Origin of the sequence: Polaribacter cellanae, from assembly GCF_017569185.1 — a bacterium.
In the GTDB taxonomy this organism is placed as follows: Bacteria; Bacteroidota; Bacteroidia; order Flavobacteriales; family Flavobacteriaceae; genus Polaribacter; species Polaribacter cellanae.
On the sequence record NZ_CP071869.1, the window covers coordinates 3,447,875 to 3,474,433 of the forward strand.

Below are 26,559 nucleotides of genomic sequence, written 5' to 3' on the forward strand. Positions count from 1 at the left end.
ACGCAAAGACGCAAAGTTTTTTTAATGCTTTGCGACCTTTGCGTTTTTTCTTTGCGCTTTTGCGGTTAACTCAACCCTAAAATAAATTCAAAATAAAGGTTGCTCAATTTAAAAATCCGTCTTATTTTTGTAGAATAATGAAATCAATTACAAAAAATATATGGTGGTGGAACTCTCTTAATAAATAAGTGAGAAGAAAACCTATATTATAAATATACAAAAAAGGCTTATCTCACGATAAGCCTTTTTTATTGGCCCATCTTAATCTTCCTGTTTCGGCTTCGCTCAACACAGGCTTCAGGAAGGGATTTTGGACGAAAACAGAATTATGAGTAAAAATAAACATACAGAAGAGCCACAAGAGTTTTTCCCCTTTGGGGAAATTAAAAGGAGATTTAAAACAATCCATAAAACAAAAATAGCAGACACAGTTACACCTGTTGGTTTGTATTTGCGTTTTAGAGATAAATTTGCAAACACGCTTTTATTAGAAAGTTCAGATTACCACAGTAAAGAAGAAAGCTTTTCTTTTATTGCGATTGAGCCGATTGTTTCTATGAAAGTAGACGATTATCAGTTTTCTGTTTCCCAGAAAGGAACACAAATTAATTCGCAAAAAATAGATAAAAATTTCTATGAATTATTCGATAAATTCACCAATTCTATAGATTTAGATTGTCCTGCTGAATTAAAATCATTCAATGGTTTGTATGGCTATTCTACGTTTGATTCTGTTCAGTATTTCGAGAATATTCAATTTAAAAACCAAAAAGCACCTTCTGCAATTCCAGAAATGCAATACAGTTTTTATCGATTTATTATTGCTATCAATCATTTTAATGATGAAATGATTTTGATAGAAAATATCGAAGAAGGCACCCAATCTCGCATTAAAGAAATTCAGACAATTATAGATGCACAAGCATTTAACACTCAAAAATTTGAAATAGTTGGCGAAGAAACTTCAAATGTAACTGGCGATGAATTTATCGATTATGTAAGAAAAGCAAAATCGCACTGTAAAAGAGGCGATGTTTTTCAATTGGTTTTATCACGCCAATTTCAACAAAAATTTAAAGGAGACGAATTCAATGTTTATAGAGCTTTACGCTCTATAAATCCATCACCTTATTTATTTTATTTCGATTATGGTTCGTTTAAATTAATGGGATCTTCACCAGAAGCGCAGATTAAGATTTCCGCAGGAAAAGCGACTATTAATCCGATTGCTGGAACTTTTCGAAGAACTGGCGATATGGCAGAAGATATGAAGTTGGGTAAAAAATTATCCGAAGATAAAAAGGAAACTGCAGAACACGTTATGTTGGTAGATTTGGCTCGAAACGATTTAAGCAAACACGCTGATAATGTGACTGTTGAAGTTTTTAAAGAAGTGCAGTATTTTAGTCACGTAATTCATTTAGTTTCAACCGTTAGAGGGAAAATTAAAGGAAACCCGATTGAAATTGTCGGCGATACGTTTCCAGCAGGAACCTTAAGTGGTGCACCAAAATATAAAGCGATGGAATTGATTGACAAATATGAGAATCAAACACGTGGATTTTACGGTGGCGCAGTTGGAATTATTGGATTGGATGGTTCCGTGAATTTAGCGATTGCCATTCGTTCTTTTGTCAGTAAAAACAACATTTTGTATTCGCAAGCAGGCGCAGGAATCGTAATTCATTCCGACGAAAAAAAGGAATTACAAGAAGTAAATAACAAGTTAGCAGCGTTAAAAAAAGCGTTGATATTAGCGGAAAATATATAAAAAGAAGCCCATCCCAGCCTTCCCAAAGGGAAGGAGTTATTGTGAGTTTCAAAAAAAATAAATAGAATTATAAACACATAAATTATCCACAAACAGTTCCCTCCCTTTGGGAGGGTTAGGGTGGGCTTGAATTATGAAAATATTAATATTAGATAATTACGATTCGTTTACCTACAATTTGGTTCACATGGTAGAAAAAATTACAGGAAATTTTCCTACAGTTTTCAGAAACGATGAAATCAGTATTGCAGATGTTGGAAATTTCGACATCATTATGTTGTCTCCAGGACCAGGAATACCAGATGAAGCAGGAATTTTAAAAGAGGTAATTAAAACCTACGCTGGTGTAAAACCAATATTCGGAGTTTGTTTAGGTTTGCAAGCCATTACCGAAGTTTTTGGAGGAAAAATCATCAATTTAGACGAAGTTTTTCACGGAGTTGCCACAGAAATGAGAGTCACAGATAAAAACGCGACTATTTTTAAAGACGTTCCAGAAACATTTTTAGCAGCACGTTATCATTCTTGGGCAGCAACAGACGAAGGTTTTCCAGAAGAATTACAAGTAACAGCAAGAGATGAAGATGGCTTAATTCAAGCAATTGAACATCAGATTTTTCCAATTTCTGCAGTTCAGTTTCATCCAGAATCTATTTTAACAGATGTTGGTGAGCAATTGGTAAGGAATTTTATTAATTCCCATCTCAATCTTCCCAAAGGGAAGAAGTAGCAAGTTTGTGGGAAAAGAGAGAATAAACACAGATATTAACACAAGAGTGTTTTTCCCCTTTGGGGAAATAAAAAGGGGATAATGAAACAAATTTTAAACAAATTATACAGCCACGAAAAACTGTCGAAACCAGAAGCAAAACAAATCTTAATAGATATTGCTTCAGAGAAATACAATGATGCACATTTAGCATCATTTATGACTGTTTTTATGATGCGTCCAATTACAGCAGATGAACTTTCTGGTTTCAGAAATGCGTTAATAGAATTGGCAATAAAAGTAGATTTTTCAGAATATAACACCATCGACATTGTTGGAACTGGTGGCGATGGAAAAGATACGTTTAACATATCTACTTTAACCTCTTTTATAGTTGCAGGAACTGGTCAAAAAGTAGCAAAACATGGTAATTATTCTGTATCCTCAAAATCGGGGTCATCAGATATGTTAGAAAGTTTTGGCTATAACTTTACCAATGATGAAAACATTTTGAAAGAGCATTTAGAAAAAGCAAATATTTGTTTTTTACATGCTCCAAAATTTCATCCAGCAATGAAAGCTGTTGGCCCAACCAGAAAAGCCTTGGCATTAAAAACATTTTTTAATATGTTAGGACCTTTGGTGAACCCGAGTTCGCCCAAAAACCACCTATTAGGTACTTTTAACTTAGAAATTGCACGTTTGTATAATTATATTTTACAAGAAGAAAGCAATAATTACGGAATTATTCATGCGTTAGATGGCTATGATGAAATTTCATTAACAAGCGGTTTTAAACTGTTTACTAAAAACGGAGAACAAATTATAAATCCAGAAGATTTAGGTCAAAAAAGAATTCAGCAATCAGAAATATTCGGAGGGAATAATGTTACGGATGCAGCGAAAATTTTCAAAACGATTTTAGAAGGAAAAGGAACAGATGCTCAAAATAATGTGGTGTTAACAAACGCTGCTTTCGCATTAACAATTGTTGATGAAAATAAAAGTTTTGAAACTGCTTTTGAAGAAGCAAAAAGCTCACTTTTCGGGTTGAAAGCAAAACAAACATTAGAAAAATTAGTAAGTTTATAGAAATTGAAGACCTCACAGGTTTTTAAAACCTGTGAGGTCTGGTAAGTCAAAAATAATATGACAAAAAAGAAGAACAATTTAATTTTAATTATTCCAGCATTTTTATTAATGGGAATGGCAATTGGAATACAAACTAAAGAATTATTTAAGCATACAATTGTTGGTTTAATTGTTGGAATTATTGTTTACTTTTTCTTAAAATACAGAAATAACAAAATAAATAAAACAAAATTATAGAATGACGATACTTGATAAAATAATCGCATTTAAAAAGAAGGAAGTTGCAAAAATAAAAGCAGAAGTTCCTGTAAAAAAATTAGTAGAAAGCCCCAGTTTTGGAAGAACTACTTTTTCCTTAAAAAAATCGTTGCTAGAAGTGGGTTCTACAGGAATTATTGCCGAATATAAAAGACAATCGCCCTCTAAAGGAATTATTAACGACAAAGCAACGATTGCAGAAGTTACCAACGGATATTTAGATGCAAATGTGGCTGCACAATCAATTTTAACAGATACTTCTTTTTTTGGAGGAACCATGGCAGATTTAATGGAAGCAAGAGTTATCAATCAACAAAAACCAATCTTAAGAAAAGATTTTATTGTGGATGGATTTCAGATTGTAGAGGCAAAAGCAATTGGAGCAGATGTTATTTTATTAATTGCTTCTTGTTTGACATCCAAAGAATTAATAAACTATGGAAATTTGGCAACAGACTTAGGTTTAGAGGTTTTGTATGAAGTACATACACAAGAAGATTTAGATAAAATTAATGATTTAGACAAGAAAATAATCGGAATCAATAACCGAAATTTAAAAACTTTTGAAGTTGATTTAGAGCATTCTATAAAATTGGCAAATCAAATTCCTGATACTTGTTTAAAAGTTTCAGAAAGCGGCATTTCTGACCCAAAAATTATTACTGGACTGAAAGAATTTGGTTTTCACGGTTTTTTAATTGGAGAAAACTTTATGAAAGAAGAAAACCCTGGAGAGGCTTGTCAAGAATTTATAAGTCAAATTAGATAAAAAAAATGTGTAAAAGTGTAATTATTGAATTGTGAAATTCCAAATCAATAAATTTAGATTTTGAGTAAGTACAATTACACGATTAAACCATAAGAATAATGAAGCTGAAAGTTTGCGGAATGAAATTCACAGAAAACATCCAACAAGTTGCCCATTTGCAACCTGATTATTTGGGTTTTATTTTCTACGAAAAATCGAAAAGAAATTTTGAGGGAATTATTCCAGATTTACCAAATTCAATCAAAAAAACGGGGGTTTTTGTAAATGAATACAAGGAAATTGTAATTTCTTTGGTTGAAGAATATGGTTTAGATGCAATTCAATTACATGGCGATGAATCTGTGGAATATGTTACGGATGTAAAAAACCAATTAGCCGAAAGGCGTGCTTTATTCATTGAAGAAAATAAGCAGATTAAAAAGAAAAAAAATCAACATAAAATTTCTAAAAACGAAGTAGAAATCATAAAAGTATTCAGTATAAAAGATGAATTTAATTTTAATCTTTTAAAGCCGTATTTAGAAATTGTAGATTATTTTTTATTCGACACTAAAGGAAAAGAAAGAGGAGGAAATGGGACAAAATTTGATTGGAAAGTTTTAGAAAAATATCCTTTTGAAAAACCGTTCTTTTTAAGTGGAGGCATTGGCTTAGAAGATGTAGAGGAAGTAAAAAAAATATTGAAATCAGATTTACCAATTTATGCGTTAGATGTAAATAGTAAATTTGAAAGTAAACCCGGAGTTAAGAAAATAGAAGAGTTAGAGAAATTTAAAAATAAAATTTCTGTGTAATTGTGTAATTGTTGAAATGTGTAAAAGTCTGCACAGTTTAACAATTACACGATTAAACAGTTACACATTTAAAAAAATATGAAATCAAAATTTCACCCAGACAAAAACGGATATTTCGGTCAATTTGGAGGTGCATTTATTCCAGAATTGCTATATCCAAATGTAAAAGAATTAGAAGATAATTACATTCAAATTATAGAATCTGAAGAATTTCAAACCGAATACAAATCGTTGTTAAAAGATTATGTGGGGCGTCCAACTCCGTTATATTTAGCAAAAAGTTTATCAGAAAAATATGGAGCACATATTTATTTGAAACGAGAAGATTTAAACCATACAGGAGCACACAAAGTAAATAACACTGTTGGGCAAATTTTAATTGCAAAAAAACTGGGGAAAACCAAAATTATTGCAGAAACTGGTGCAGGACAACATGGAGTTGCAACAGCAACAGTTTGTGCTTTAATGGGTTTAGATTGTACCGTTTTTATGGGCGAAAAAGATATTGAGCGTCAAGCACCCAATGTTGCCAGAATGAAAATGTTAGGAGCAAAAGTTGTGCCAGCAACTTCAGGCTCTAAAACATTAAAAGACGCTACAAATGAAGCGATTCGTTATTGGATTCAAAACCCAGAAACATTTTATTTAATTGGTTCTGTGGTTGGGCCACATCCACACCCAGATATGGTTGCACGTTTACAAGCAATTATTTCTGAAGAAATGAAATGGCAATTGAAAGAAAAAACAGGAAAGGAAAATCCAGATACCATTATTGCTTGTGTTGGTGGAGGTTCTAATGCTGCTGGTGCTTTTTATCATTATATGGACGATGAAGAAGTAGAGCTAATTGCAGTGGAAGCTGCTGGTTTAGGAGTTAATTCTGGCGAAAGTGCTGCAACCTCTCAACTAGGTGAAGTAGGAATTATTCACGGAAGTAAAACTATTTTAATGCAAGATGAATATGGGCAAATTGTTGAGCCATATTCAATTTCTGCAGGGTTAGATTACCCTGGAGTTGGTCCTTTACACGCCTATTTATACGAAAGTAAGAGAGCAAAATTTATGAATGCTACAGATAAAGAAGCGTTGGCCGCAGCTTATGAATTAACAAAAATTGAAGGAATTATTCCTGCTTTGGAAACTGCACATGCTTTGGCTGTTTTGCCAAAAATGGATTTAAAAAAAGACCAAGTTGTGGTAGTGAATTTATCGGGAAGAGGAGACAAGGATTTGGAAACGTACATAAAAAATTTAAAAAAATAATGAACTCAAAAATAGAATTTATTGAGGCTGAATTAACAGGTTTAAGAAATGCTTTAAAAGAACACTCTCTATACAAAAACCTTCAATCTATAGAAGATGTTAAGGTGTTTATGGAAAGCCATATTTTTGCTGTTTGGGACTTTATGTCTCTTTTAAAAGCTTTACAAATTAATTTAACAAGTATTTCCATTCCTTGGGTTCCAAAAAAAAATGGAAACTTGGTGCGATTTATTAACGAAATTACTTTAGCAGAAGAAAGCGATTTAGATAAAGATGGCAATATTAAAAGTCATTTCGAAATGTATTTAGATGCTATGCAAGAAATGGGGGCAAATACTTCCGAGGTAAATTTATTTCTGTCTAAAATATCGACAACAAATTCAATAAATAATATAATTGAAAACACGCAAATTTTACCAGAAGTAAAAAAGTTTCTTTATTTTACTTTTACTATTATTAAAACAGAAGAAGTTCATAAAATTGCAGCCGCATTTACTTTCGGTAGAGAAGATATTATACCAGATATGTTTTTAAAAATTATTAAAGAAGCATCGTTAAAAAACAATAAAAATTACAATCGTTTTATTTATTATTTAAATAGACACATAGAATTGGATGGAGACGAACATGGACCATTATCTTTACAAATGATTACGGAATTATGTGGCAATAACCAACAAAAATGGAATGAAGTTTTAGAAGTGGCTAAACAATCGTTAGAAGTTAGAATAAATCTTTGGAGTGGAATTGAAAAACAGCTAAAAAGTTATACAAAAGAATTTGTTTAAGATGAAAAAGTTAAATTTATTATTAGCAGAGAAAAACAATTTATTGTCGATATATTTTACTTGTGGTTTTCCTAAATTGGAGGATACTACAAAGGTAATTGCATCTTTAGAAAAAAGTGGTGTCGATTTTATTGAGGTCGGTTTGCCTTATTCAGATCCTTTGGCAGATGGACCAACCATACAAGATAGCAGCCAAAAAGCTTTAGAAAACGGTATTAATTTAGATGTTGTTTTTGAGCAGTTAATTACGATTAAAAAAACCAATAAAACACCTTTGGTTTTAATGGGATATTTAAATCAAATGCTAAAATATGGTGAGGATAAATTCTGTAAAAAAGTGGTGGAATGTGGAATTGACACATTAATTATTCCTGATTTACCAATGGTAGAATTTGAAAATCACTATCAACAATTATTTAAAAAATATGGATTGACAAACGTGTTTTTAATTACACCAAATACAGAAGAAGAAAGAATTAGAAAAATAGATGCTTACACAAAGGCATTTATTTACGTAGTTGCATCATCTTCAATTACGGGAGCGAAAGGAGAAATTTCTAGTCAGCAAATTGCTTATTTTGAAAGAATTAAAGCAATGAATTTAAAAAATAAGTTAATTGTTGGTTTTGGAATTTCAGATAAATCTACTTTTAATACAGCTTGTAATTATGCAAATGGAGCAATTATTGGTTCTGCATTTATTAAAAATTTAGGTAAAAATGGCATTGATAAAATAGACGATTTTATAAAACCGATTATTTCTTAAAAGCAAAAAGGCGAAACAATTAAGTTTCGCCTTTCTTATTTTTACATAAGATTGCTTTAGTTTACACTAATTAACTTTATATCAAATACTAATACAGCTCCTCCAGGAACAGATCCTCTTCCATTGGCTCCATAGCCTAATTGATAAGGAACAATTAAAACACCTTCTCCACCTTCTCTAAAAAGTTGAATGCCTTCTGTCCAACCAAGAATAACTCGATTTAGATCTGTTTTATAACCAGCTGCGTTTTCATCAAAAACTTTTCCGTCTAAAAAATAACCTTTGTAAGCAACAGTAACATTAGAGCGACTGCTTTGTGGTCTTTTTCCAGAACCTTCTTTATTAATTACGTAATACAAACCAGAATTTGTTTTTTTTGCATTTAAATTATTAGCTTTTACATAAGCAATAATATCTGCTTCGGTTTGTGCCTCAAATGTTTCTTTACTTGAACAAGAAACAAATAAAAAGATGCTTAAAAATAAGGGTATATAGGATTTCATATTTTAAAATATTGATAAATTAGTTACAAAGATAAAAGGATTATTCTGAATAAACCTTTTCATCATTCAATAAAGCAGTAGAGCTGTTTCTTTTTTTATGAATTTATATAAATTAAATAAGCGCAATACATTAATAAAAATTGAAGCGGAATTCGAATAATTGCAATTTTTTTAGAACCAATTGCAGGGCTAATTCTTGTAACATCCCAAATGTGAATTGGAAGAAAAAGAATCATTAAAATAAAAACACCATAGGCAGTATATTTTGCTGTTTCAGAGAAAAAAAGTCCGAAACCTAATAAAAATTCAATAACACCAACACTATAATTTACTAATTTCTTAGGAAAAAAATCTGGAATAAAATTTTTGAATATTCTCGGTTTTATAATGTGCATAATTCCTGCAAAGCAGAAAAAAGCACCAAAAACAATTTTTAAAATAAGAAGTAAAGTTTCCAAAATTATTACTGTTTAACAGGTGTGTGGTTGTATAAATATTTATCCATTAAATAAACGATACTGGCCATAGAAGCACTTCCTAATTCTAATTCTCGTTTGTTTACTTTGTCGAAAGTATCTGTGCTTGTATGATGATAATCGAAATATCTCTGCGAATCTGGTCTGTAACCAACCAAAGTTACATTTTCTCCTTTCAGAGGGCCAATATCTGCACCACTTCCACCTTTTTCGATATCGTGCAAACCATAAGGAGCCAATAATTTTTTCCAACTTTTTAATAAACCAGTGTTCGAATCGTTTGCATCAATAGAAAAACCTCTTGGTGTATGCCCACCAGCATCCGATTCTAAACCACCAATATGATTTTCTTTATTCAGTTTTGCCAATTCAGCATATTTTTTAGCACCTCTTGTACCATTTTCTTCATTCATAAAAAAGACAACTCTTATCGTATTTTTAGGTTTAATGTTGTTCTTTTTAAACAAATATGCAACCTCTAAAGATTGTACAATTCCAGTGCCATCATCATGTGCACCATCACCCAAATCCCAAGAATCTAAATGGCCGCCAACTACAAAAATATTTTCTGGAGTTTCTGTTCCTCTAATTTCTCCAACAACATTAAAAGAAGGTGTATCTGGTAAAGTTTTACAACTTTGTTTAAAATAGAATTTCAAATTCGGGTTTCTCTTTAAATCGTCACTTAAAATATTAGCAGCTCTGCTACTAATAGCGGCAGTTGGTATGTGTTTTTCTTTAGGTAAATCGCCATAACTCATAGTTCCTGTGTGTGGATAATCGTCCACAGCATTGGTCATAGAACGCACAATAACTCCTTTTGCACCATATTTTCCACAAACAGTGGCTCCTTGAACTCTTTGGTCTACGCAACCTCCATACGCTTTAAAAGTATTTATTAATGTATTATCGAAAGGACGATTGAAAAATACAATTTTACCTTCCATTTTATCGCCCAAGGCTTCAGCTTCTTCTAAACTTTTAACCTCAATTACTTCTGCTAAAACCCCAGATTTTGGAGTTGCCACAGAAAAACCTAAAGCACAAATAGGTACATTTTTTTGCGTTCCGTTTGTGGTGTAGGTTGCAATTTCTTTTTCTCCACGAACCCAATGTGGTACCATAACTGGTTGTAGCCATACAGAATCTAAACCTACTTCTTTCATTAACTGTTCTCCCCAAACAACCGCTTTTGCAGCTTCTGGAGAACCAGATAATCTTCCGCCAACGTTTGTTGTTAAATCTCGCAACCATTCGTAAGATTTTCCATCCATTAAAGCACTGTTAAATAATTTTTTAATATTTGTAGAATCTTTTTTTTCTTCGATTGATAATTGGGTAGAATCAACAATTTTTTCTTGTTTTTTATTGCAGGCAAGCATTAAAAAGCAGAAAGAAGTGAAGAGTAGTATTTTTTTCATTTGGAGGTATTTATTTTAAAGTTATAAATCTACAAAAATGAAATGATAAATTACTTTATTTGGAAATGAATATGATCATCATGTCTTACAGCTTGGCAACCATGAAATCGAATTCTACGATCTTTTAAACCCATCCTTGTTTTTAAATGGGGTTCTATAAAAAGTTTACTTACGTTATTGTTCATTAAAATTTTCTGAATAAGCGTTTTTGTTGCTTTTTCTGATAGTTTTAAATTTTTATGAGAATTATCAAACGTAAAATATTTTGTAAAATCATATTGCCAATTTCCATTTTCTTTACATTTTTTAGTTTTACTTATTTCGTGTTTTTTTGGTTCTTCAAAAATACCATAACCACTGTTAGTTGGTTTAGAATTGGTTAAATTTCCTTGATTGTCTTTATAAATAAAAGAAAGGTCTATTTTCTTACCATCATTATGGCTCAAATGAGGGAGTAGTGGAAAACCATCAAAGAATGGAAAATTAGCATCTAGATAAATCACTTTTAATTTGGGATATTCTTTATTTACTCTCAGAGAAACATCAGTTAAAACATTTTGCAACTCTGGTGTAACATAATCTCTATTACAAAGTTTTGTAATAAAATTATGAGCTTTAAGTCTATAATTATCATTAATTTTTACTCTTCCAAAAAACGCAGAAATATTAGGAATAATTAGAAATGTAGATGTTAAATAAAGTAAAATGAATATAGAAAAACGTTTTATGAAAGATTTTTTTCTTCTAGATGAGATTAATAATATTGATATACTATAAATTAACCCGCCAATTTGCGTAACGTTTGGTTAAAAGTAGCAGAGCAAGAAGATAATTACTTTACGGTTTAAAAACAAAAATAGTAGAAAAGTACAAACTTTGTATTTTGCACTTAACTACTATTTTTTATATAACAGTTTGTAAACAGTTTATTCCTCTGTTCGTTTTTTAAAAGTAATTCTCATTCCACCAGCTTCAAGTCCGATGAAAGTAGACAGAATCAATTTATTGTTGGTTATTTCGTATTTAAAACTTTGATTATTGTTTATTACTAATTCATTGTTATTTGTAGTGTAAATATATTCTCCATTTGAATTTAGAGGAAGTCTATCACTTACTTCTGTGCCATTTGAGATTAAAACATTTAAGCTACTGTTAGAATTAAAAGTCCAAATAATTTGATTTTCACTAAAGCTTTTTGTTGGTGAGAAACCAGGTTCAAATTTTATTAAACTCCATTTATTGTATATAGAATTTTCTTGTTGTTTTGTATCTTTTTCACTACACCCTGTAGTAAATAAGAAGATTGATAAAATTAAATACATATTCTTCATAATATTTGCTTTTCATGTTAAATTTAAAAAAAGTTAGTTAATTGCCAAATATATCAAAACTTCCACTCGAGTTAGAAGTCCATTGCAGATTAAACACTTGTTCTTTCCAATCACTGCATCCACAAGAATTACATAAACGGGCTTGCAATCTTATTAGTCCAGAACCTCTAGCTGCAATTAACTTTATAGCCTCAGAAATTCCGTTTCTCATCATTGATATTCCATAGTTATTCAAAACTCTCAATTCCCAATAGTGGTTTTGATAAATCATTGAATTATTATCATATTCAAGAGATATCCAATTCCAATAACTTCTACTATCTAAATAACCATTAGTATACAAAATATTTGGATTCATAAAGTTACTTTTATTTTTAATACTTATTTTACTTATGTCGTTAAAAGTTCTTTGAATCTCAAAATTTTCTCGTAAAATAGTACCATTACTTAAAGTAGCTTTAACCCAACTATTTCCTGTAGAATTTGATGAAGACGCTCTAATAGTAATTGAATTATTATTACTTGATAAAATTGTTACATTTGAGGACACTTGCCAAGTAGTAGTAACAGTAGTAGGAATATTGCTTATAGTTAAGGTTTGACTATTAGCATAACATAATTGTTCGATAGAGCTTAACTTTTGGACTAAACAATTGTCAGTTACTGTTTGTTTTAAATAAGGTAAAGTATTTATTGCATTTCTCATTCTTTCCCCTTGACCTTCAGTGAAATATTCCATACAATTTACATCGGTATAAGACATTACGTTTTTTTCATCAGGGTTATATGAATCTCCATTAGCATCTGCTCCTGAACTATTCCATTCACAGGTTGACTGATTAACATCAAAATCTAAATATGGATCTGCTGGTGTATCAGTTACATAATCTCCACAAGTAGTAGAGTTAGAACCATTAACTAATTCAGGACAAGGATTGTCATTACCTCCTTCATCATATGTTCCATGATGAGTATGCCAAAGAAAAAGCACATGTCCCATTTCATGAGATATTACATGAGACCTTGTTAAAGAATTGTTTGGGGCTTTCCAATAACTCCCTGAGACATAAAATTCAGACGATTCTCCAACTCCATTAGCAAGACCTCCTCCTCCTACAGAATCATCATAAAGATAAATGTCAATACCATCTTTATGATTATTAACTCTAAAAATAGTTGGAGGGTTAGTCGATGTTAAACCATAATTAGGGTTATCATAATAAGTAGTGTTATCAATATAATCTATTTGACTATCCCAGTTGAAAGAGATGTTTTGGGGGGGTAAAATCTTGATTTAAAATATTAAAAGCTTCCTTTACGCTTTCTTTAGTCTGTCCGCCTGTCCCATCATCTTTTCTAATAACATGAAAGTATATTTTTAAGCAAAAAGAATCATTATTAGAACTTTTCATTTGATGGTTTGATTTTAAACTCAAGTTGCTTGATGTTGGAGGAGTAAAACAAAAGTTTTGTCCAAATACAGAATTGAAATTCCATATTAATAATCCGATTAAAATTAGTTTTTTTTTCATAATTTACATTGGTTTTAATGATTAATATTGAGTTCGATTTTCCTTCTCAAATTGTTTACAACAACGGTTAACAACAAAAAAATAAAAAAATGAAATAGTATTTTTAAAAGCTTTTTAAAGACCATTTGCTATTTTTTCAGCTTCAATATAAACACCTCTATATTTTTTGGCGTTTTGTTTAGACATAGATTTTATTTCTTGAAGCATTTCCTCTAAAACTTCTTTGGCATCAGTTTTTTTATTTCTTCGAATTAAAAAATTGGAGAGTTCTAAACGTTCGTTGTAATTCGAATAACGAATATCTAATTTTTTTAGTTGTGTTTCTGCTTCTTCAAAATTTCCTTTTTGTTCGAGTGCCAAACCATAAAAATAAATAGATTCTTTGAAGTCTTTTTCTAAATTTATTTTTTGTGAATAGGTAATTACTTTATCAAAATTACCGACTTTAAAATAACATTTTATCAATTTATTTAAAGTGTAAGGGTCGTTTTTAAAACCACTGTCTAGTGCTTTTTCGTAGTATAAAATAGCATTGTTAAAATCTTTAATTTCCGAATATGCATCTGCCAAATTGATTTTATTTTGAAAAGTTTCCGAGAATTCTACTTTCTTTTCTAAGTCTTTAATCTTTTTTGTGGGATTGATAATTGTAGTGATTTCTTCAGAAATAATAGAAACCTCTCTTTTATTTACAACCTGAGTTGCCAAATAAATAACACAGCCAATTAAAGGAATAAAAAAGATGATAAAGTACCAATAATATTCTTTTCCATTTTTGTAACAATGGTAAAAGCAAAAGATTTGAAGCGCAATAATTATATAATAGTACATAAAAGTAAATATACTAAAAAAGGTATTTTAGTTAGATGTAAGAAAGCTGTTTTTGTTAAAAATCGAACTTATACGTAACACCTCCTAAAATTTGAAAACCTTGTGTGTCGAAATTGGCAAAACGTTGGTATTTTGTATTTAAAATGTTGTTAGCTCTTATAAATGCAGAAAATTTATCGTTAAAGTGGTAACCGCCATTTAAATTTACATCTATAAAAGAATTAATGGTTTGTATACCTTTAAAACTGGATGGAAACAAACCATTGTAAAGAGCATCTTTTCGTTCGCTAACATAAAAAATATTGGTAGTTACAAACCATTTCTCTTCTTTATATTTCCCTAAAAAAGAGGCTTGTAAAGAGGGTAAATTCCATTTTCCGATGGCATTTGTTATGCTATAATTATCTAGTTGAACTTGTGTGCTAAAAGATAACTTTTTTGAAAAATCATATTCAATTTCGCCAAAAAATGATGTTGTTTTTACATCGTCATAATAGATAGAAAAAGAATTTCCATATTCGTAACCCGCTAAAGTTTGTCCATTTATAGAAGCATTTGTTCCATTTGATTTTGAGTTGTTTCTTAAAAATAACGGTTTGTCTTCTTCCTTTATACTACTTGCTTTTAAATTGTAGCTAATGTCGTTTGTAATTTTTCCTTGTAAGCCAATAAATAAGTTAGAGGTTTCTGCAGTTTGAGTGATAAATAATGTTGGCGAAACATATTGGTTTTCTTCTGTAAACTGTTTGTAAGTATTTGTATGTAAGTTTCCAGTAATTCCTCCATAAATATTTACATAATTTTTAAGTATTGATCTTTGTGCAAACACATCTGGAAATAAAAAGACATTGTTCGCTTCGTTTTCTGTATCTATAGAGCCATACATTTTTAAACCTGCTTTTATGGCAAAACCAGCGTAGTTTAGCTTGTATTCTGGAAAAATTTTTACGGTTAAAGTTGTGTAATTTATGTTGCTTGTGTTTTCGTAATTTCTATCGAAACTTCCGCTTAAATATTCTAATCCAGTTTCTACTGAAATGTCGTTTAAATTGTTACTTAAAAATCTTAATGGAAGGTTTAACTTGGCATCGAAATTTGCGAGCATTTCTTTGCTTTCAAACAAATCTGTAAAGTAAGAAAACGAAACTTTTCCATAATCTATATAAGAATCGTGGAATTTAAAATCTCCAGCTACTTTAAAATAATTGTATTTTTGTTCTTCTTCGATGGTGTTTAGAACAGACGTATTAAAAACTAAATCTGGCAAACCATACCAATTGTATTTATTTAATTCGGCATGTAAGCTCACTTTCCAATCGAAATAACGATCTACTTGTTTGTAAAAAACAGCTCCTTTAAAATTTGAAAAATTACTATTTAATTTAGAGTTTCTAATATTTTCTTGCGATGCTGCATATTTTGCAGATACCCCATATTCATTATTAAAACGGGTGTTTTTATATAAAAAAGCTTCTACATAAGGGCTTCCATAATTTCCATATCCTGTTGCTAAATAATTGTTATAGATTCTTTCTTTTACACCAACACTAATTCCTTTAATTGCGCCAGTTTTTGGAATAAAAGTAGAGGCTACTGGTGCAGCATAAATACGGTACTCTAATTTTTTCTTTTTGCTCTTTCCTAATAATTTAATTTTAGGGTTTTTATTTATTTTTTTACCGTCTGCAATTTCTGGGTTAAACTTTGTAACCACATTTACAACTTCTGTTTTAACAGTGTCTTTCTTTTGTTTCTGACCATTTGTTGCCCAGAAACTTAATAAAATAAGTAATGTTAGAAAACCTTTTTTCATTATTATTGTTTTTCTGGATTTACGGAGTTATTTGTTTTGGCTTCGTTTTCTCTAATGGTATTTAGTTCTTCGTGTGCTTCTTGAATGATATCTTCGTATTTTTCGAAGTTTTTAATTACGTTTTCTAAGACAAAGGTTGCTTGATACACATCTTTTAAACCGTAATAATTTTTACCCATTATTACATAACTCTTAACACCCCAGTATTTATAGTTGGAGTAACCAGCAATTAATTTTTGAACTATTTTATTAGAGGCTTCATACTCTTTTTGCTGATTTTTAAAATAAGCATTGTAGTATAATGCTTCTGCTTTTAACTTTCCACTTGCCGTTTTTTCTATTTCGCTATAAAATTCTTCTGCGGTTCTAAAATCTTCATTTTTAAAGGCAGATCTTGCGATTAATATGCGTGCATCGTTTTCTAAATTAGCATCTATTTTATCTTGTTGCAATATTTTTCGTGCATATTCTTCTGCAAAATCGTAGGCTTTGGTTTCGAAATAGGCTTTCATTAAATTACTTTGTGCAAATAGAATATTCTCGGTATTATTTGCCTCTAATTCTAATCTATCTAAAATAGGAAGTGCTTCATTATAATTACCATCCTGCAAATAAATTTGAGCTAATTTGCTTAGCGATTCTTCACTAAATTCGTTTCTATCTTCATTAATTACATTTTTAAATGGAGTAATGGCACTTTGGTATTCTTTATTTTTAAAATAGACATCTGCTAAGTAATAATTAGCTTTTACTTTATGAATTCCTTCTGGAAATTTTCGAGTATAATCTATTAAACTTTTAATGATTTCGTTGTTGTTTTTAGACTCTAAATATTTCTTTTCAGCAACAGCGAAAGATGCATTATCAATATCGGAATTGCTAACATTTATAAATTTTAAGGTTCTTGTCCAACTTATGTAATCATCTAAATTTCCTTCGTCTATATATACATTTCTTGCATTTGCAACAGCTTCAAGAGCTTCTGGAGAGTTCGAAAAACGAGCAACAACTTCTTTATATTTTTTTAGAGCTTGTAGGTTCATATTATCGTTATAATACAATAAACCTTGTCTTAACAACGCACGTGAAAGAAATACACTGTTTGGGTATTTTTCTAATAAACGATCGTAGGCAATGTGTGCATTTTTATGGTCTTTAATTTTTATATAGGTATTTGCAATTTGATACAATGCATCGTCTTTTAAATTAGAATTTTTGTAATTATTAATTACTTTTTTTAGAGCTTCGATTTTAGCTTCATCATCGTCTATAAAACCATAACTCATACCTATTTGATATTGTGCATAATCGGAATTTAATCCAAATTCATCTGCAACAATTTTGTAAGATTTTACAGCTTCAGTATAATTTCTAGATGCAAAGTAACCATCTCCTAAACGAATTAATGCATCGTATTTCGTATCTAAGTCTATGGAATCTTTTGCTAAAAACTTTTTAAAAGCAACAATCGATTTTTTGTACTCTTTTAGTTTAAAATAACCATAACCAATCGTGTAATCTGTTAGTTTAAGCTCATTATCAGTAGAGGTTAAAGATTTATTTAAAGCTTCTAATTTAAGAATAGCATCTTGGTAATTTTCTAAACGATATGCAGTTTCTGCTTCCCAAAATTGCGCTCTTTCTTTAATTTCTGGAGTTATAGATTTTTTAGCTTGAGAAAAAAATGGTAATGCTTCTTTGTATTTTCCTTCGTTAAATAATTGAATTCCTCGATACAAAGAAACTTCTATAATTAAAGCTATATTTTCATCGGATTTTTTCTTTAAAAGAAAGTCTACAGCTCCTTGGTAATTTTGGTCGTTTATAAAGGAAGAAACTACCAATTTATTTATTTCTTGATAAGCTTTCGATTTTGGATATTTCTTTAAATAGTTTTGTAGAACTTCGGAAACTGGTTCAAAAGGGTTGCCAGCTTCGTAACTTAGTTTTGCATAATTTAAAGCGGTGTTTTGTTGAATATTTACGTCGAAACTCATTTCTGAAGCCGATTTAAAAGCATTTAGAGCTTCATTTTTCTGACCGACTTTTAAATAACATTCACCTAAATGAGCATAAGCATTTTGCGATACTTTATTTTTTTGATCTATAATTTTATTGAAACTATTAATGGCATTTTCAAAATCGTTTTGTTTGTAATAAGCATAACCAAGTTGATAATAATCTGTATTGTTCCATTTTCCTTTTTTACCTCTGTAATTCTTTAAATAAGGAATAGCTGCTGCATATTTTTCTAAGTTGAAATAACTTTCTCCAATAATTTTAGAAATATCTGATTGTAAATTTTTCTTTGCGTCTGGTAATAATCTTTTCCCAACCTCAATACAACGTTTAAATTTACCGGCCTTAAAACTAATATCTAATAAATAATAGGTTATTTCTGCTTTATAAGTTGCGTTGTCTGCCATTTTTTTAAGGGTAGATTCTGCAATTCCATAATCTTCTAATTTATAAGCGATGTAACCATAATAATAACGAGAATCGTTTCCGTATTTTGGGTCATTTATTAATAATAAAAAACGATCTTTAGAAAGTTGTAAGTTGTTTGTGGTTAAAAACCCATAACCCATTTTAAAGTCAAGCTCTTTTTTATCTTCTCTCGAAAGTATTTTTGTGTCTACTTTTAAATACCACTTTAGTGCATAAGCAGGCTTTTTATTTGCAAAGTAATAGTTTCCAACATTAAAAAAAGCAACATTTTTTTTATTACTATTTGGGTATTGCTCTACAAAAGAAAGCACTTTCTTATCTGCATCTGTTTGGTTTAACTTTATAGCACACATAGCTTCGAAATAGGTGGCATCTGTTTTTAAATTCGAGCCAACATTTGCTTCGTTAACAACTTTGTCGAACGTTTTTTGTGCAGCAGCATATGCTTTGTTATTGTATAAATTTAACGCATTGTTATAATCTTTTAAAATACTGGTATTTGCAATTGTTTGCTGCGAAAATGTCGTAAAAGACATTATTAAAGCAAAAACCGAAAGAAGGTATTTTTTACGAATAAGATTTTTCATATACTTATTTTAGATACTCAAAATGGATAACGAACAATTTTTTAATTTGTTGGATAGGGGAAGAAAAAATATTGCAACAATTTTGGTCAAAAATAAGAATTGTTTAGATTTCATAGTTAAAAAATCAATAGAAAATTTTAAGTTTGTAGAAACTACTTATTTATGGAAAATTCTGTTTTACAATTAGAGGACGCTGCTATTTATCAAAGAGATAATTTAGTACTCTCTAAAGTGAATTTAACAATTAATACTGGCGATTTCTACTATTTAATAGGAAAAACTGGCAGTGGAAAAAGTAGTTTGATGAAAACTTTGTATGGAGATTTACCTCTTAAAGAAGGTTCTGGAACCATTGTAGGTTTCGATTTAAATACTTTAAAAGAAAAACAAATTCCCTTTTTAAGAAGAAAAATAGGAATTGTTTTTCAGGATTTTAAACTTTTAAGTGATAGAAATGTCTTCGACAACTTAAAATTTGTTTTAAAAGCAACTGGCTGGAAAGACAAAAACTTAATGAAAGATAAAATTCACGAAGTTTTAAATAAGGTAGGTATGAAATCTCAATACTATAAAAAAACCTACGAACTTTCTGGAGGAGAACAACAAAGAGTGGCAATTGCAAGAGCTTTATTAAACGACCCAGAATTGATTTTAGCAGACGAACCAACAGGAAATTTAGACCCAAAAACTTCTTTGGAAGTGATGGAATTGTTAAACTCCATTCACAAAAGCGGCAAAACAATTTTAATGGCAACACACGATTACCAATTAATTGTAAAGTTTAAACAAAAAACGCTAAAATGCGAAGGTGGAGAACTGTTTGAAGTTGCCCAACAAGCCACAGTTTAATGCTTTCTGTTTTACTACCCACATATAATTACAACTGTTTTCCATTCGTAAAAGAGCTTCATAAACAATTACTTGAAGCAGAAGTTAACTTTGAAATTATCTGCTTAGATGATGGTTCTAAATCTGTTTTAAATAAGGAAAACCAACAAATAAATACTTTGTCGTTTTCTAATTTTGAAGAACTTACAACAAATATTGGTAGAAGTGCAATTCGAAATTTATTAGCGAAAAAAGCAACTTACAACTGGTTGTTATTTTTAGATTCAGATGGATTTCCTGTGCATAATAATTTTATAAAGCTATATTTAAATAAGATTGAAGATTCGAAAAACGATTTTTCTGGCTTTATTGGCGGAAGAATTCATAAAGTAGGTACAACAAACAATCTTAGAATTAAATTCGGAATCGGAAGAGAAGAAGTCTCTGAAGATTTACGAAATAAGAATCCCTATCGATATTTTTTTACTTCGAATATAGTATTTAAGAAAAGTGTTTTTAATGAAATTCAGTTTAACGAAAAATTAACTGGTTATGGTTATGAAGATTTAGTTTTTGGGAATAAAATGAAAGAACTAAACCATAAAGTATTTCATATAAATAACCCTGTTTACCATTTGCAAATAGAAGATAATACTTTGTTTATCAACAAAACAAAACAGGGTTTAAATAATTTATTGTTTTTAAAAAAGCAAAAATTATTGAAAAAAAATGATGTAAAATTGTTATCTTACTTTCATAAAATAAATAGTTTTGGGTTGCAAAGAAATATGGTTAAGATGAAGGATTTCTTTATTCGAAAAGCAATAAAAACATCCTCTTTATTTTATTACGATTTATTTAAATTAAGTTACTTGTGTTATTTAAAGGAAAAAGAAAATGAAACAAAATAGAGGAGAAATAGCAGACTTAATTTTTAAAAATTTAAAAAGCAATCAAAAAGAATTAAAAAAACAGTTTAATGCTCATAAAAATGAGATTGGTTATTTTTATTTAGACAATTTATTACCCAAAGAATTAGCCTTAGAAATTCATAAAAACTTCCCAAGTACAGCAGATGCTGTGCAAAGAAAAAGTCTTCGAGAATACAAATTCACAGCTTTTCAAATGAACAAATACAATATTTTGTTGGAAGAAACCATTTTTGCTTTCCAAGACGAAAGAATTGTAAGTTTGGTTTCCGAAATATGTGGCATCGAAAAAGTATTTCCAGATTCTAATTTATATGCAGGAGGATTGTCGCTAATGCAAAAAGACAATTTTTTGAATCCGCATTTAGACAATTCTCATGATAAAGACCGAAATCGTTGGCGCGTTTTAAACCTATTGTATTATGTAACACCAAATTGGGAGTTAGAAAATGGAGGGAATTTAGAACTTTGGCCAAAAGGATTAAATGAGAAACAAATAACGATAACCAGTAAATTTAATAGGTTGGTGGTTATGGCTACACACCAAAAATCTTGGCATTCTGTAAATAAAGTTTTGGCGAACGATATGCGATGTTGTGTTTCTAATTATTATTTTTCGGAAAAACCTTTCTTGGCTTCAGACAATTTTCATATTACTACGTTTCGAGCAAGACCCGAAGAAAAAGCGAAGGATTTTATATTACAAATAGATAATAAATTAAGAAGTGCCGTTCGAAAATTGTTTAAAAAAGGCGTTCGAGAAAACCCACATCAATATAAAAAGTAACTATTTTGCATTTTTAAAGATGGCTAATAATTTTTTTTCTTGATGTTTCCAAATCAATATTTTTTTAGCTTCTTTTAGTTCATTTGAAAAGTCTTTTTCTAAAAGTTTTTTAATTTGATGTGCCAAAAATTTTGGATCTCGATGTTCAATAATTTCTCCAATTTTATGGTCGATTACGATCTGTTTCATTTCTGGGAAATTAGAGACAATTATTGGAATTTCTGCTTGTATATAATCGAAAATTTTGTTAGGCAAAGCAAATCGATAATTCAACCCTAAATCTTCTTCTAAGCTAAAGCCTATATCTGCCAAAGGAGTTAGTTTTTTTAGATCTTCAGGTTTTTTTCTGCCTAAGAAAAATACCTTTTCATTCAATTTTAATGTTGAAGTTTTTTCTTTTAAATCTTTATAAATATCGCCATTTCCAATAATTATAAGAAGATGATTTTCTAAGTGTTGCATGGTTTCTATCATCAATTCCAAACCACGCCCCATATTTACAGCACCTTGGTATATAATTATTTTTTTTTGATAAGTTTCAAACGGAAAAATGCCATTTTCTATATTTTTTTTATTCGGAACATTTAAAATAGTTTTAAACTGAACGTTGTATTTATTTTGATAATAATTGGCAATACTATTGCAAACCGTGTAATTATTTTTAAGTTTTGGAATTATCCAATTTTCAATGGAAGTCCATATTTTTTTAACTTTTGGGCGGTTTACCAGCTCAGGAATTTCAGAGAAAAGTTCGTGACTATCAAAAACCAATTTTTTATGTTGAATTTTACTAATAAAATAATTGGGCAATAAGGTATCTACATCGTTAGAAAGTAAAATGTCTTTTTTTTTAAATAGTAAAAAAAAGAACAATCGAATATTATATTCAGCATAAAAAAGAACTCCAGAATTAAAAAATAACTTGAATCTTTTGGTAGTATAATCTCTGTTGATATCTTCTGAATTTTTTAGCAATCTCCCCACTAAATACACGTCATATCCGTCTGTATGCAACGAATTACATACTTTTTCTACTCTTTGGTCTGTTGTGAGGTCGTTTGTTACAGAAACAATAATTTTTTTCAATGAATATTTATTTACTGCAATATAAAACATATAATTAAAAGAATAGAAAACTTTCAAATTAGATCTAGGCTTATAAATATTTTTAAGAGCAGTATTTTTATAAGTCATTTACAATAGCTAAAGTAGATTTTGTAATACTAAATTTTGTTTATTGAGGTATTGGCAATATAACATTCATATAATTTGACATTTATTTATGGACTTCCTTAAATATTTATAATTTTTTAACGCACATGTCCTCAGGTTTGTTACTGGTCGAAATTATAATAATTGTAACATAAAGGATTAGTTAATTTAACACATAATTAACTTAAAATTATTTTTTAACTCAAAAATCAAATTTTATGAATCAAAACTTTTTAAAACTATTGTTTATGTTTTGTTTGTTCGCTTTTCAGAATGTAAAAGCGCAAACAACAGTAACAGGAACAATTACAGAAGCTTCAAGTGGAGAGGTACTTCCAGGAGCAAGCATTTTAATTAAAGGTACAAGCAATGGAGTGTCGTCCGATTTCGATGGAAAGTATAGTATTACTTTCTCAGGAACATCTGCAACCTTTGTTGTTTCTTATGTTGGTTACAAAACAAAAGAAGTTACTTACAAAGGATCTAACGTATTAAATGTGGCTTTGTCTGAAGCAGCAGATAGTTTAAATGAGATTGTGGTAACAGCTTTAGGTATTAAAAGGCAGCAAAGATCTGTTGGTTATGCAGCCCAAACAGTTAAAGCAACTGAGGTAACGTTAGCAGATCCTGTAGATATTGCTCAAGGTTTACAAGGTAAAGTAGCTGGTTTAAACATTACGACTTCTAATGGTATTGGAAATGCTTCTTCTAGAGTTGTTATTAGAGGTAATAATAGTTTATTTGGTAGAAATACACCTTTAATTGTTGTAGATGGAGCTATTGTAGATAATAGCGAATTGGAGCAAGGTAATGTTGGAGAAAAACAAGAAACTTACAAAGATTGGGGTAACTATTTAAGTTACTTAGACATGTCTACTGTAGAAGATATTACAGTGTTAAAAGGACCAAATGCAGCTGCATTATATGGTGCAAGAGGTGCAAATGGTGTTATTTTAATTACTTCGAAAAAAGGAGGAGAGAGACCAGGTATTGGTGTTCGTTACAATGTGTCTACCAATTTTTCAGACACCTATAGATATACAGATGTACAAAATGAATATGGTGGAGGTTTTAGAGCATCTTTATTTACTGCAAACCCTAAGTTGCCAAAAACGGCTTCAGGACAAAGTTTTCCTTCTATACTTTATCCACAATCTTGGAGTGGAAACCCATATCCAGGAGCTACAGGTATAGATTCTTCTCATGGAGCGATACCTGGAGGGTACAATACTTGGGACATTTATAGTTGGTTTGGTGGAGGTGCCTCTTGGGGCCCAAAATTAGATGGAACACAAGCACTTTGGTGGGATGGTAAAACAAGAACTTACTCTCCACAACCAAACAATAGAAAATATATGTTTAAACAAGGTATTGAAAAAACACATAGTCTATCATTTTCTTCAGCAAACGATTTAGGAAGCATTCGTGTTGGTTTTACTCATAGAGAGGCAGATGCAATTATCGAAAATACAAACTCTAAAAGCACTAGCTTTTCTTTAGGTTCTCATGTAAATATTTCTAAAGTTTTAAGTGCAGATATTAATGCAGGATATAACCAAAATTTTAGATTAAATACTCCAGAAATTGGAAACAATAATTCTTGGACTAAGTTTAATATCTATGGAATGTCTAGGGAGTATAGAGGTTTAGAAAAAGATTTATATTTCGGCAAAGATTTATATGATGGTTTTAGAGTTGATTTTGGAGGGGCCTATCCACATGCAGAGTATAGTAAAAATTTATTTTGGGATTTTTATGAAAATAACGATCGCTTATGGAGAGACGAATTCTTATCTACAATTAAGCTAAATGCGGAGATTACTCCATGGTTTAATGCTTTTGTTAGAACTTCTGTAGATTTAATAGGAACAAGATTCGAAGAAACTAAAAACACAATTAAACCTGATGGTATTAGCGAAGGTGGTTTCAATAAAACTGTTAGTAAATCTAAAACATTCAATACAGATATTATGGCTACTTTCCACAAGGAAAACTTATTAACAGAAGGTTTTAATGCAAGTATTACTTTAGGTTTAAATAACTATTCGATAAACAATTCTGGTGTAGAAGGAAGAAATGGAAGTACTTTTAAAGTACCTAATGTGTACTCTTTATATAATTTTGTTCCTAGAATTGACGACTTTACTCCAGATAGAAGTAATGCAGATGATTTTAAAACAGGAGCAAGAGAAACAAGATACGTTGTACAATCTTTCGCGTACATTGGTCTTTTAAATTTATCTTACAAAAACTATTTATTCTTAGAAGCAACTGGAAGAAAAGATTATACATCTACATTGCCTAAGAATAATAATTCTACATTTTATCCTTCTGTAAGTTCTTCTTTGGTATTTACAGATGCATTTGATTTAGGAAGCATAAAAGAAACTTTAAATTATGGTTCTTTAAGAGTTGCTTGGGGTAGAAGTGCAAATGCAGCGGAGCCTTACCAATTAGATAATACGTATAATACAAGTACTTTTGGTAATTCAACTACAATAACGAGACCTAGTAATATACCTCCATCAGACTTAACGTTCCAAACTTCAGAGTCTAAGGAGATAGGATTGTCTTTAGGTTTCTTTAATAATAATTTAAATGTAGATTTTACGTATTATGATATCAAGTCAGATAACCAAATTATGACATCTGCTGTATCATTAGCTTCTGGAGCATCGAAAGTGACTTTTAACTCTGGAGAATTAACAAATAGAGGTATCGAATTTATTATTAATGCGAAAATTATTAATAACGATAATTTCTCTTGGAATGCTACATTCAATGGTGCTAAAAATACGAATAAAGTAGTTTCTTTAGCGGATGGTATAGAAGAGCAAGAAATTGCGAGTGTATTTGGTAGTAAAGGTGCTTTTATGAAAGCTTCTCCAGGCGAGAACTATGGAGCGATTTATGGAACAGATTTCGAACTTGACGACCAAGGTAGAAGGCAAGTTATGAATATTTATAATAAAGACGGAAGTGGGGAAGTTGTAGGTACTCAGTATAAAGTTTCTAGTGATGTGCAAAAAATAGGAAATGCAGCGCCAAAATTAACAGGAGGTTTACGTAACGTTTTTAGATACAAAAACTTTAGTTTATCTGCTTTAATGGACTTTAAATTAGGTGGAGATATTTATTCTGTAGACCATGCAGTAGCAATGGGAAGTGGTTTGTCTCCAGAAACAGCAGCAGCTAGAAGAGATGGAGCTGGTTTACCATATACTTTTCCTGATGGAACAACTGCAAACGTTGGTATGATAATGGATGGATTTAATGTTGATGATAATAAAGTAAATGATAGAGTTATTACTCCAACCAATTTCTATGGAGTTACTTACGCAGGTTGGTCTAACTTAAACAGACCAAGAAGTTTATCTGTTTTCGAAAATTCTTGGGTAAAATTAAGAGAATTATCTCTTACCTATAGTATGCCTAAAAATCTCCTGCAAAAATTTAACTTTATAGAAGACTTGTCTGTATCGTTAATAGGTAGAAATTTATTTTACATTTATACAACTTTGCCACAAAGATTAAATCCAGAAGCAATTAACGGAACTGGTAATGGTCAAGGATTACAATGGTCGGCTTTTCCTAGCATACGAACAGTAGGATTTAATTTAAAAGTAGGACTTTAATCAAATAAAATAAGAC

At 30.2% G+C, this 26,559-nt stretch carries 24 protein-coding genes; 13 read left to right on the forward strand and 11 right to left on the reverse strand.

Going from position 1 to position 26,559, the window contains the following annotated elements:
* Positions 1-328 precede the first annotated feature (328 nt).
* From J3359_RS15405 to trpA, 9 genes are all read left to right on the forward strand, one after another.
* Positions 329-1,771: an anthranilate synthase component I family protein gene (locus tag J3359_RS15405; RefSeq protein ID WP_243765939.1), complete on the forward strand. Its 1,443-nt coding sequence runs from the start codon at positions 329-331 to the stop codon at positions 1,769-1,771.
* A 133-nt stretch (positions 1,772-1,904) separates the two neighbouring features.
* On the forward strand, positions 1,905-2,501 hold the full coding sequence (locus J3359_RS15410) for an anthranilate synthase component II (RefSeq protein WP_208077878.1): 597 nt from the start codon (positions 1,905-1,907) through the stop codon (positions 2,499-2,501).
* An 81-nt stretch (positions 2,502-2,582) separates the two neighbouring features.
* Positions 2,583-3,572, forward strand: a complete 990-nt coding sequence (trpD, locus tag J3359_RS15415) for an anthranilate phosphoribosyltransferase (RefSeq protein WP_208077879.1) — start codon at positions 2,583-2,585, stop codon at positions 3,570-3,572.
* 57 nt (positions 3,573-3,629) lie between these two features.
* Positions 3,630-3,809 carry a hypothetical protein gene (locus J3359_RS15420; RefSeq protein ID WP_208077880.1) on the forward strand — a complete coding sequence of 60 codons (180 nt, stop codon included), beginning with the start codon at positions 3,630-3,632 and terminating at the stop codon, positions 3,807-3,809.
* Between the two features lies 1 nt (position 3,810).
* Positions 3,811-4,599: an indole-3-glycerol phosphate synthase TrpC gene (gene trpC / locus J3359_RS15425; RefSeq protein WP_208077881.1), complete on the forward strand. Its 789-nt coding sequence runs from the start codon at positions 3,811-3,813 to the stop codon at positions 4,597-4,599.
* A gap of 98 nt (positions 4,600-4,697) precedes the next feature.
* Complete coding sequence (locus tag J3359_RS15430; protein WP_208077882.1) at positions 4,698-5,393, forward strand: phosphoribosylanthranilate isomerase; 696 nt, start codon at positions 4,698-4,700, stop codon at positions 5,391-5,393.
* Positions 5,394-5,471: 78 nt separating this feature from the next.
* Positions 5,472-6,656 carry a tryptophan synthase subunit beta gene (trpB, locus tag J3359_RS15435; protein ID WP_208077883.1) on the forward strand — a complete coding sequence of 395 codons (1,185 nt, stop codon included), beginning with the start codon at positions 5,472-5,474 and terminating at the stop codon, positions 6,654-6,656.
* On the forward strand, positions 6,656-7,444 hold the full coding sequence (locus J3359_RS15440) for a DUF3050 domain-containing protein (RefSeq protein ID WP_208077884.1): 789 nt from the start codon (positions 6,656-6,658) through the stop codon (positions 7,442-7,444). Before trpB ends, J3359_RS15440 begins: the two co-directional genes overlap by 1 nt.
* A gap of 1 nt (position 7,445) precedes the next feature.
* Positions 7,446-8,210 carry a tryptophan synthase subunit alpha gene (gene trpA, locus J3359_RS15445; RefSeq protein WP_208077886.1) on the forward strand — a complete coding sequence of 255 codons (765 nt, stop codon included), beginning with the start codon at positions 7,446-7,448 and terminating at the stop codon, positions 8,208-8,210.
* A gap of 56 nt (positions 8,211-8,266) precedes the next feature.
* Here the strand turns inward: trpA and J3359_RS15450 are convergent, their stop codons facing one another.
* The 10 genes from J3359_RS15450 to J3359_RS15495 all read right to left on the reverse strand — a co-directional run bounded on the left by J3359_RS15450 (position 8,267) and on the right by J3359_RS15495 (position 19,152).
* Positions 8,267-8,713, reverse strand: coding sequence for an FKBP-type peptidyl-prolyl cis-trans isomerase (locus tag J3359_RS15450; RefSeq protein ID WP_208077887.1), 447 nt, complete (start codon positions 8,711-8,713; stop codon positions 8,267-8,269).
* A gap of 95 nt (positions 8,714-8,808) precedes the next feature.
* Complete coding sequence (locus J3359_RS15455) at positions 8,809-9,171, reverse strand: DoxX family protein (RefSeq protein ID WP_208077888.1); 363 nt, start codon at positions 9,169-9,171, stop codon at positions 8,809-8,811.
* A 5-nt stretch (positions 9,172-9,176) separates the two neighbouring features.
* Positions 9,177-10,610, reverse strand: coding sequence for a M20/M25/M40 family metallo-hydrolase (locus J3359_RS15460; protein WP_208077889.1), 1,434 nt, complete (start codon positions 10,608-10,610; stop codon positions 9,177-9,179).
* 50 nt (positions 10,611-10,660) lie between these two features.
* Complete coding sequence (locus J3359_RS18350) at positions 10,661-11,113, reverse strand: hypothetical protein (protein WP_243765941.1); 453 nt, start codon at positions 11,111-11,113, stop codon at positions 10,661-10,663.
* Between the two features lie 423 nt (positions 11,114-11,536).
* Positions 11,537-11,941, reverse strand: a complete 405-nt coding sequence (locus tag J3359_RS15470; RefSeq protein ID WP_208077890.1) for a hypothetical protein — start codon at positions 11,939-11,941, stop codon at positions 11,537-11,539.
* A gap of 37 nt (positions 11,942-11,978) precedes the next feature.
* The gene (locus J3359_RS15475) at positions 11,979-13,235 is read right to left on the reverse strand and encodes a M43 family zinc metalloprotease (protein WP_208080506.1); all 1,257 of its coding nucleotides are present in this window, start codon (positions 13,233-13,235) and stop codon (positions 11,979-11,981) included.
* Positions 13,192-13,473, reverse strand: coding sequence for a hypothetical protein (locus tag J3359_RS15480; protein WP_208077891.1), 282 nt, complete (start codon positions 13,471-13,473; stop codon positions 13,192-13,194). Before J3359_RS15480 ends, J3359_RS15475 begins: the two co-directional genes overlap by 44 nt.
* A 114-nt stretch (positions 13,474-13,587) precedes the next feature.
* A complete protein-coding gene (locus J3359_RS15485) occupies positions 13,588-14,304 on the reverse strand; it encodes a CDC27 family protein (RefSeq protein ID WP_208077892.1) in 717 nt (238 codons plus the stop codon).
* Positions 14,305-14,359: 55 nt separating this feature from the next.
* Positions 14,360-16,117, reverse strand: coding sequence for a TonB-dependent receptor (locus J3359_RS15490; RefSeq protein ID WP_208077893.1), 1,758 nt, complete (start codon positions 16,115-16,117; stop codon positions 14,360-14,362).
* A gap of 2 nt (positions 16,118-16,119) precedes the next feature.
* Positions 16,120-19,152 (reverse strand): tetratricopeptide repeat protein, encoded by a 3,033-nt coding sequence (locus tag J3359_RS15495; RefSeq protein WP_243765942.1) that lies wholly within the window; start codon positions 19,150-19,152, stop codon positions 16,120-16,122.
* Positions 19,153-19,314: 162 nt separating this feature from the next.
* Between J3359_RS15495 and J3359_RS15500 the strand changes: the two genes are divergently transcribed.
* From J3359_RS15500 to J3359_RS15510, 3 genes are read left to right on the forward strand one after another with little or no spacing between them, the layout of a single operon-like run.
* Positions 19,315-20,001 carry a cell division ATP-binding protein FtsE gene (locus J3359_RS15500; RefSeq protein WP_208077894.1) on the forward strand — a complete coding sequence of 229 codons (687 nt, stop codon included), beginning with the start codon at positions 19,315-19,317 and terminating at the stop codon, positions 19,999-20,001.
* Positions 20,001-20,891 carry a glycosyltransferase family 2 protein gene (locus tag J3359_RS15505; protein ID WP_208077895.1) on the forward strand — a complete coding sequence of 297 codons (891 nt, stop codon included), beginning with the start codon at positions 20,001-20,003 and terminating at the stop codon, positions 20,889-20,891. Before J3359_RS15500 ends, J3359_RS15505 begins: the two co-directional genes overlap by 1 nt.
* Positions 20,878-21,696, forward strand: a complete 819-nt coding sequence (locus J3359_RS15510; RefSeq protein ID WP_208077897.1) for a 2OG-Fe(II) oxygenase — start codon at positions 20,878-20,880, stop codon at positions 21,694-21,696. Before J3359_RS15505 ends, J3359_RS15510 begins: the two co-directional genes overlap by 14 nt.
* Here the strand turns inward: J3359_RS15510 and J3359_RS15515 are convergent, their stop codons facing one another.
* Positions 21,697-22,782: a glycosyltransferase gene (locus J3359_RS15515; RefSeq protein WP_208077899.1), complete on the reverse strand. Its 1,086-nt coding sequence runs from the start codon at positions 22,780-22,782 to the stop codon at positions 21,697-21,699.
* Between the two features lie 374 nt (positions 22,783-23,156).
* On the opposite strand from J3359_RS15515, the gene J3359_RS15520 reads away from it, so the two are divergent.
* Positions 23,157-26,543, forward strand: coding sequence for a SusC/RagA family TonB-linked outer membrane protein (locus tag J3359_RS15520; protein ID WP_208077900.1), 3,387 nt, complete (start codon positions 23,157-23,159; stop codon positions 26,541-26,543).
* Positions 26,544-26,559 lie beyond the last annotated feature (16 nt).

Coding starts and splice junctions, on each gene's coding strand:
- J3359_RS15405 (WP_243765939.1), top strand. CDS start 329: ATGAGTAAAAATAAACATACAGAAGAGCCACAAGAGTTTTTCCCCTTT.
- J3359_RS15410 (WP_208077878.1), top strand. CDS start 1,905: ATGAAAATATTAATATTAGATAATTACGATTCGTTTACCTACAATTTG.
- trpD (WP_208077879.1), top strand. CDS start 2,583: ATGAAACAAATTTTAAACAAATTATACAGCCACGAAAAACTGTCGAAA.
- J3359_RS15420 (WP_208077880.1), top strand. CDS start 3,630: ATGACAAAAAAGAAGAACAATTTAATTTTAATTATTCCAGCATTTTTA.
- trpC (WP_208077881.1), top strand. CDS start 3,811: ATGACGATACTTGATAAAATAATCGCATTTAAAAAGAAGGAAGTTGCA.
- J3359_RS15430 (WP_208077882.1), top strand. CDS start 4,698: ATGAAGCTGAAAGTTTGCGGAATGAAATTCACAGAAAACATCCAACAA.
- trpB (WP_208077883.1), top strand. CDS start 5,472: ATGAAATCAAAATTTCACCCAGACAAAAACGGATATTTCGGTCAATTT.
- J3359_RS15440 (WP_208077884.1), top strand. CDS start 6,656: ATGAACTCAAAAATAGAATTTATTGAGGCTGAATTAACAGGTTTAAGA.
- trpA (WP_208077886.1), top strand. CDS start 7,446: ATGAAAAAGTTAAATTTATTATTAGCAGAGAAAAACAATTTATTGTCG.
- J3359_RS15450 (WP_208077887.1), bottom strand. CDS start 8,713: ATGAAATCCTATATACCCTTATTTTTAAGCATCTTTTTATTTGTTTCT.
- J3359_RS15460 (WP_208077889.1), bottom strand. CDS start 10,610: ATGAAAAAAATACTACTCTTCACTTCTTTCTGCTTTTTAATGCTTGCC.
- J3359_RS15470 (WP_208077890.1), bottom strand. CDS start 11,941: ATGAAGAATATGTATTTAATTTTATCAATCTTCTTATTTACTACAGGG.
- J3359_RS15480 (WP_208077891.1), bottom strand. CDS start 13,473: ATGAAAAAAAAACTAATTTTAATCGGATTATTAATATGGAATTTCAAT.
- J3359_RS15485 (WP_208077892.1), bottom strand. CDS start 14,304: ATGTACTATTATATAATTATTGCGCTTCAAATCTTTTGCTTTTACCAT.
- J3359_RS15490 (WP_208077893.1), bottom strand. CDS start 16,117: ATGAAAAAAGGTTTTCTAACATTACTTATTTTATTAAGTTTCTGGGCA.
- J3359_RS15495 (WP_243765942.1), bottom strand. CDS start 19,152: ATGAAAAATCTTATTCGTAAAAAATACCTTCTTTCGGTTTTTGCTTTA.
- J3359_RS15500 (WP_208077894.1), top strand. CDS start 19,315: ATGGAAAATTCTGTTTTACAATTAGAGGACGCTGCTATTTATCAAAGA.
- J3359_RS15505 (WP_208077895.1), top strand. CDS start 20,001: ATGCTTTCTGTTTTACTACCCACATATAATTACAACTGTTTTCCATTC.
- J3359_RS15510 (WP_208077897.1), top strand. CDS start 20,878: ATGAAACAAAATAGAGGAGAAATAGCAGACTTAATTTTTAAAAATTTA.
- J3359_RS15520 (WP_208077900.1), top strand. CDS start 23,157: ATGTTTTGTTTGTTCGCTTTTCAGAATGTAAAAGCGCAAACAACAGTA.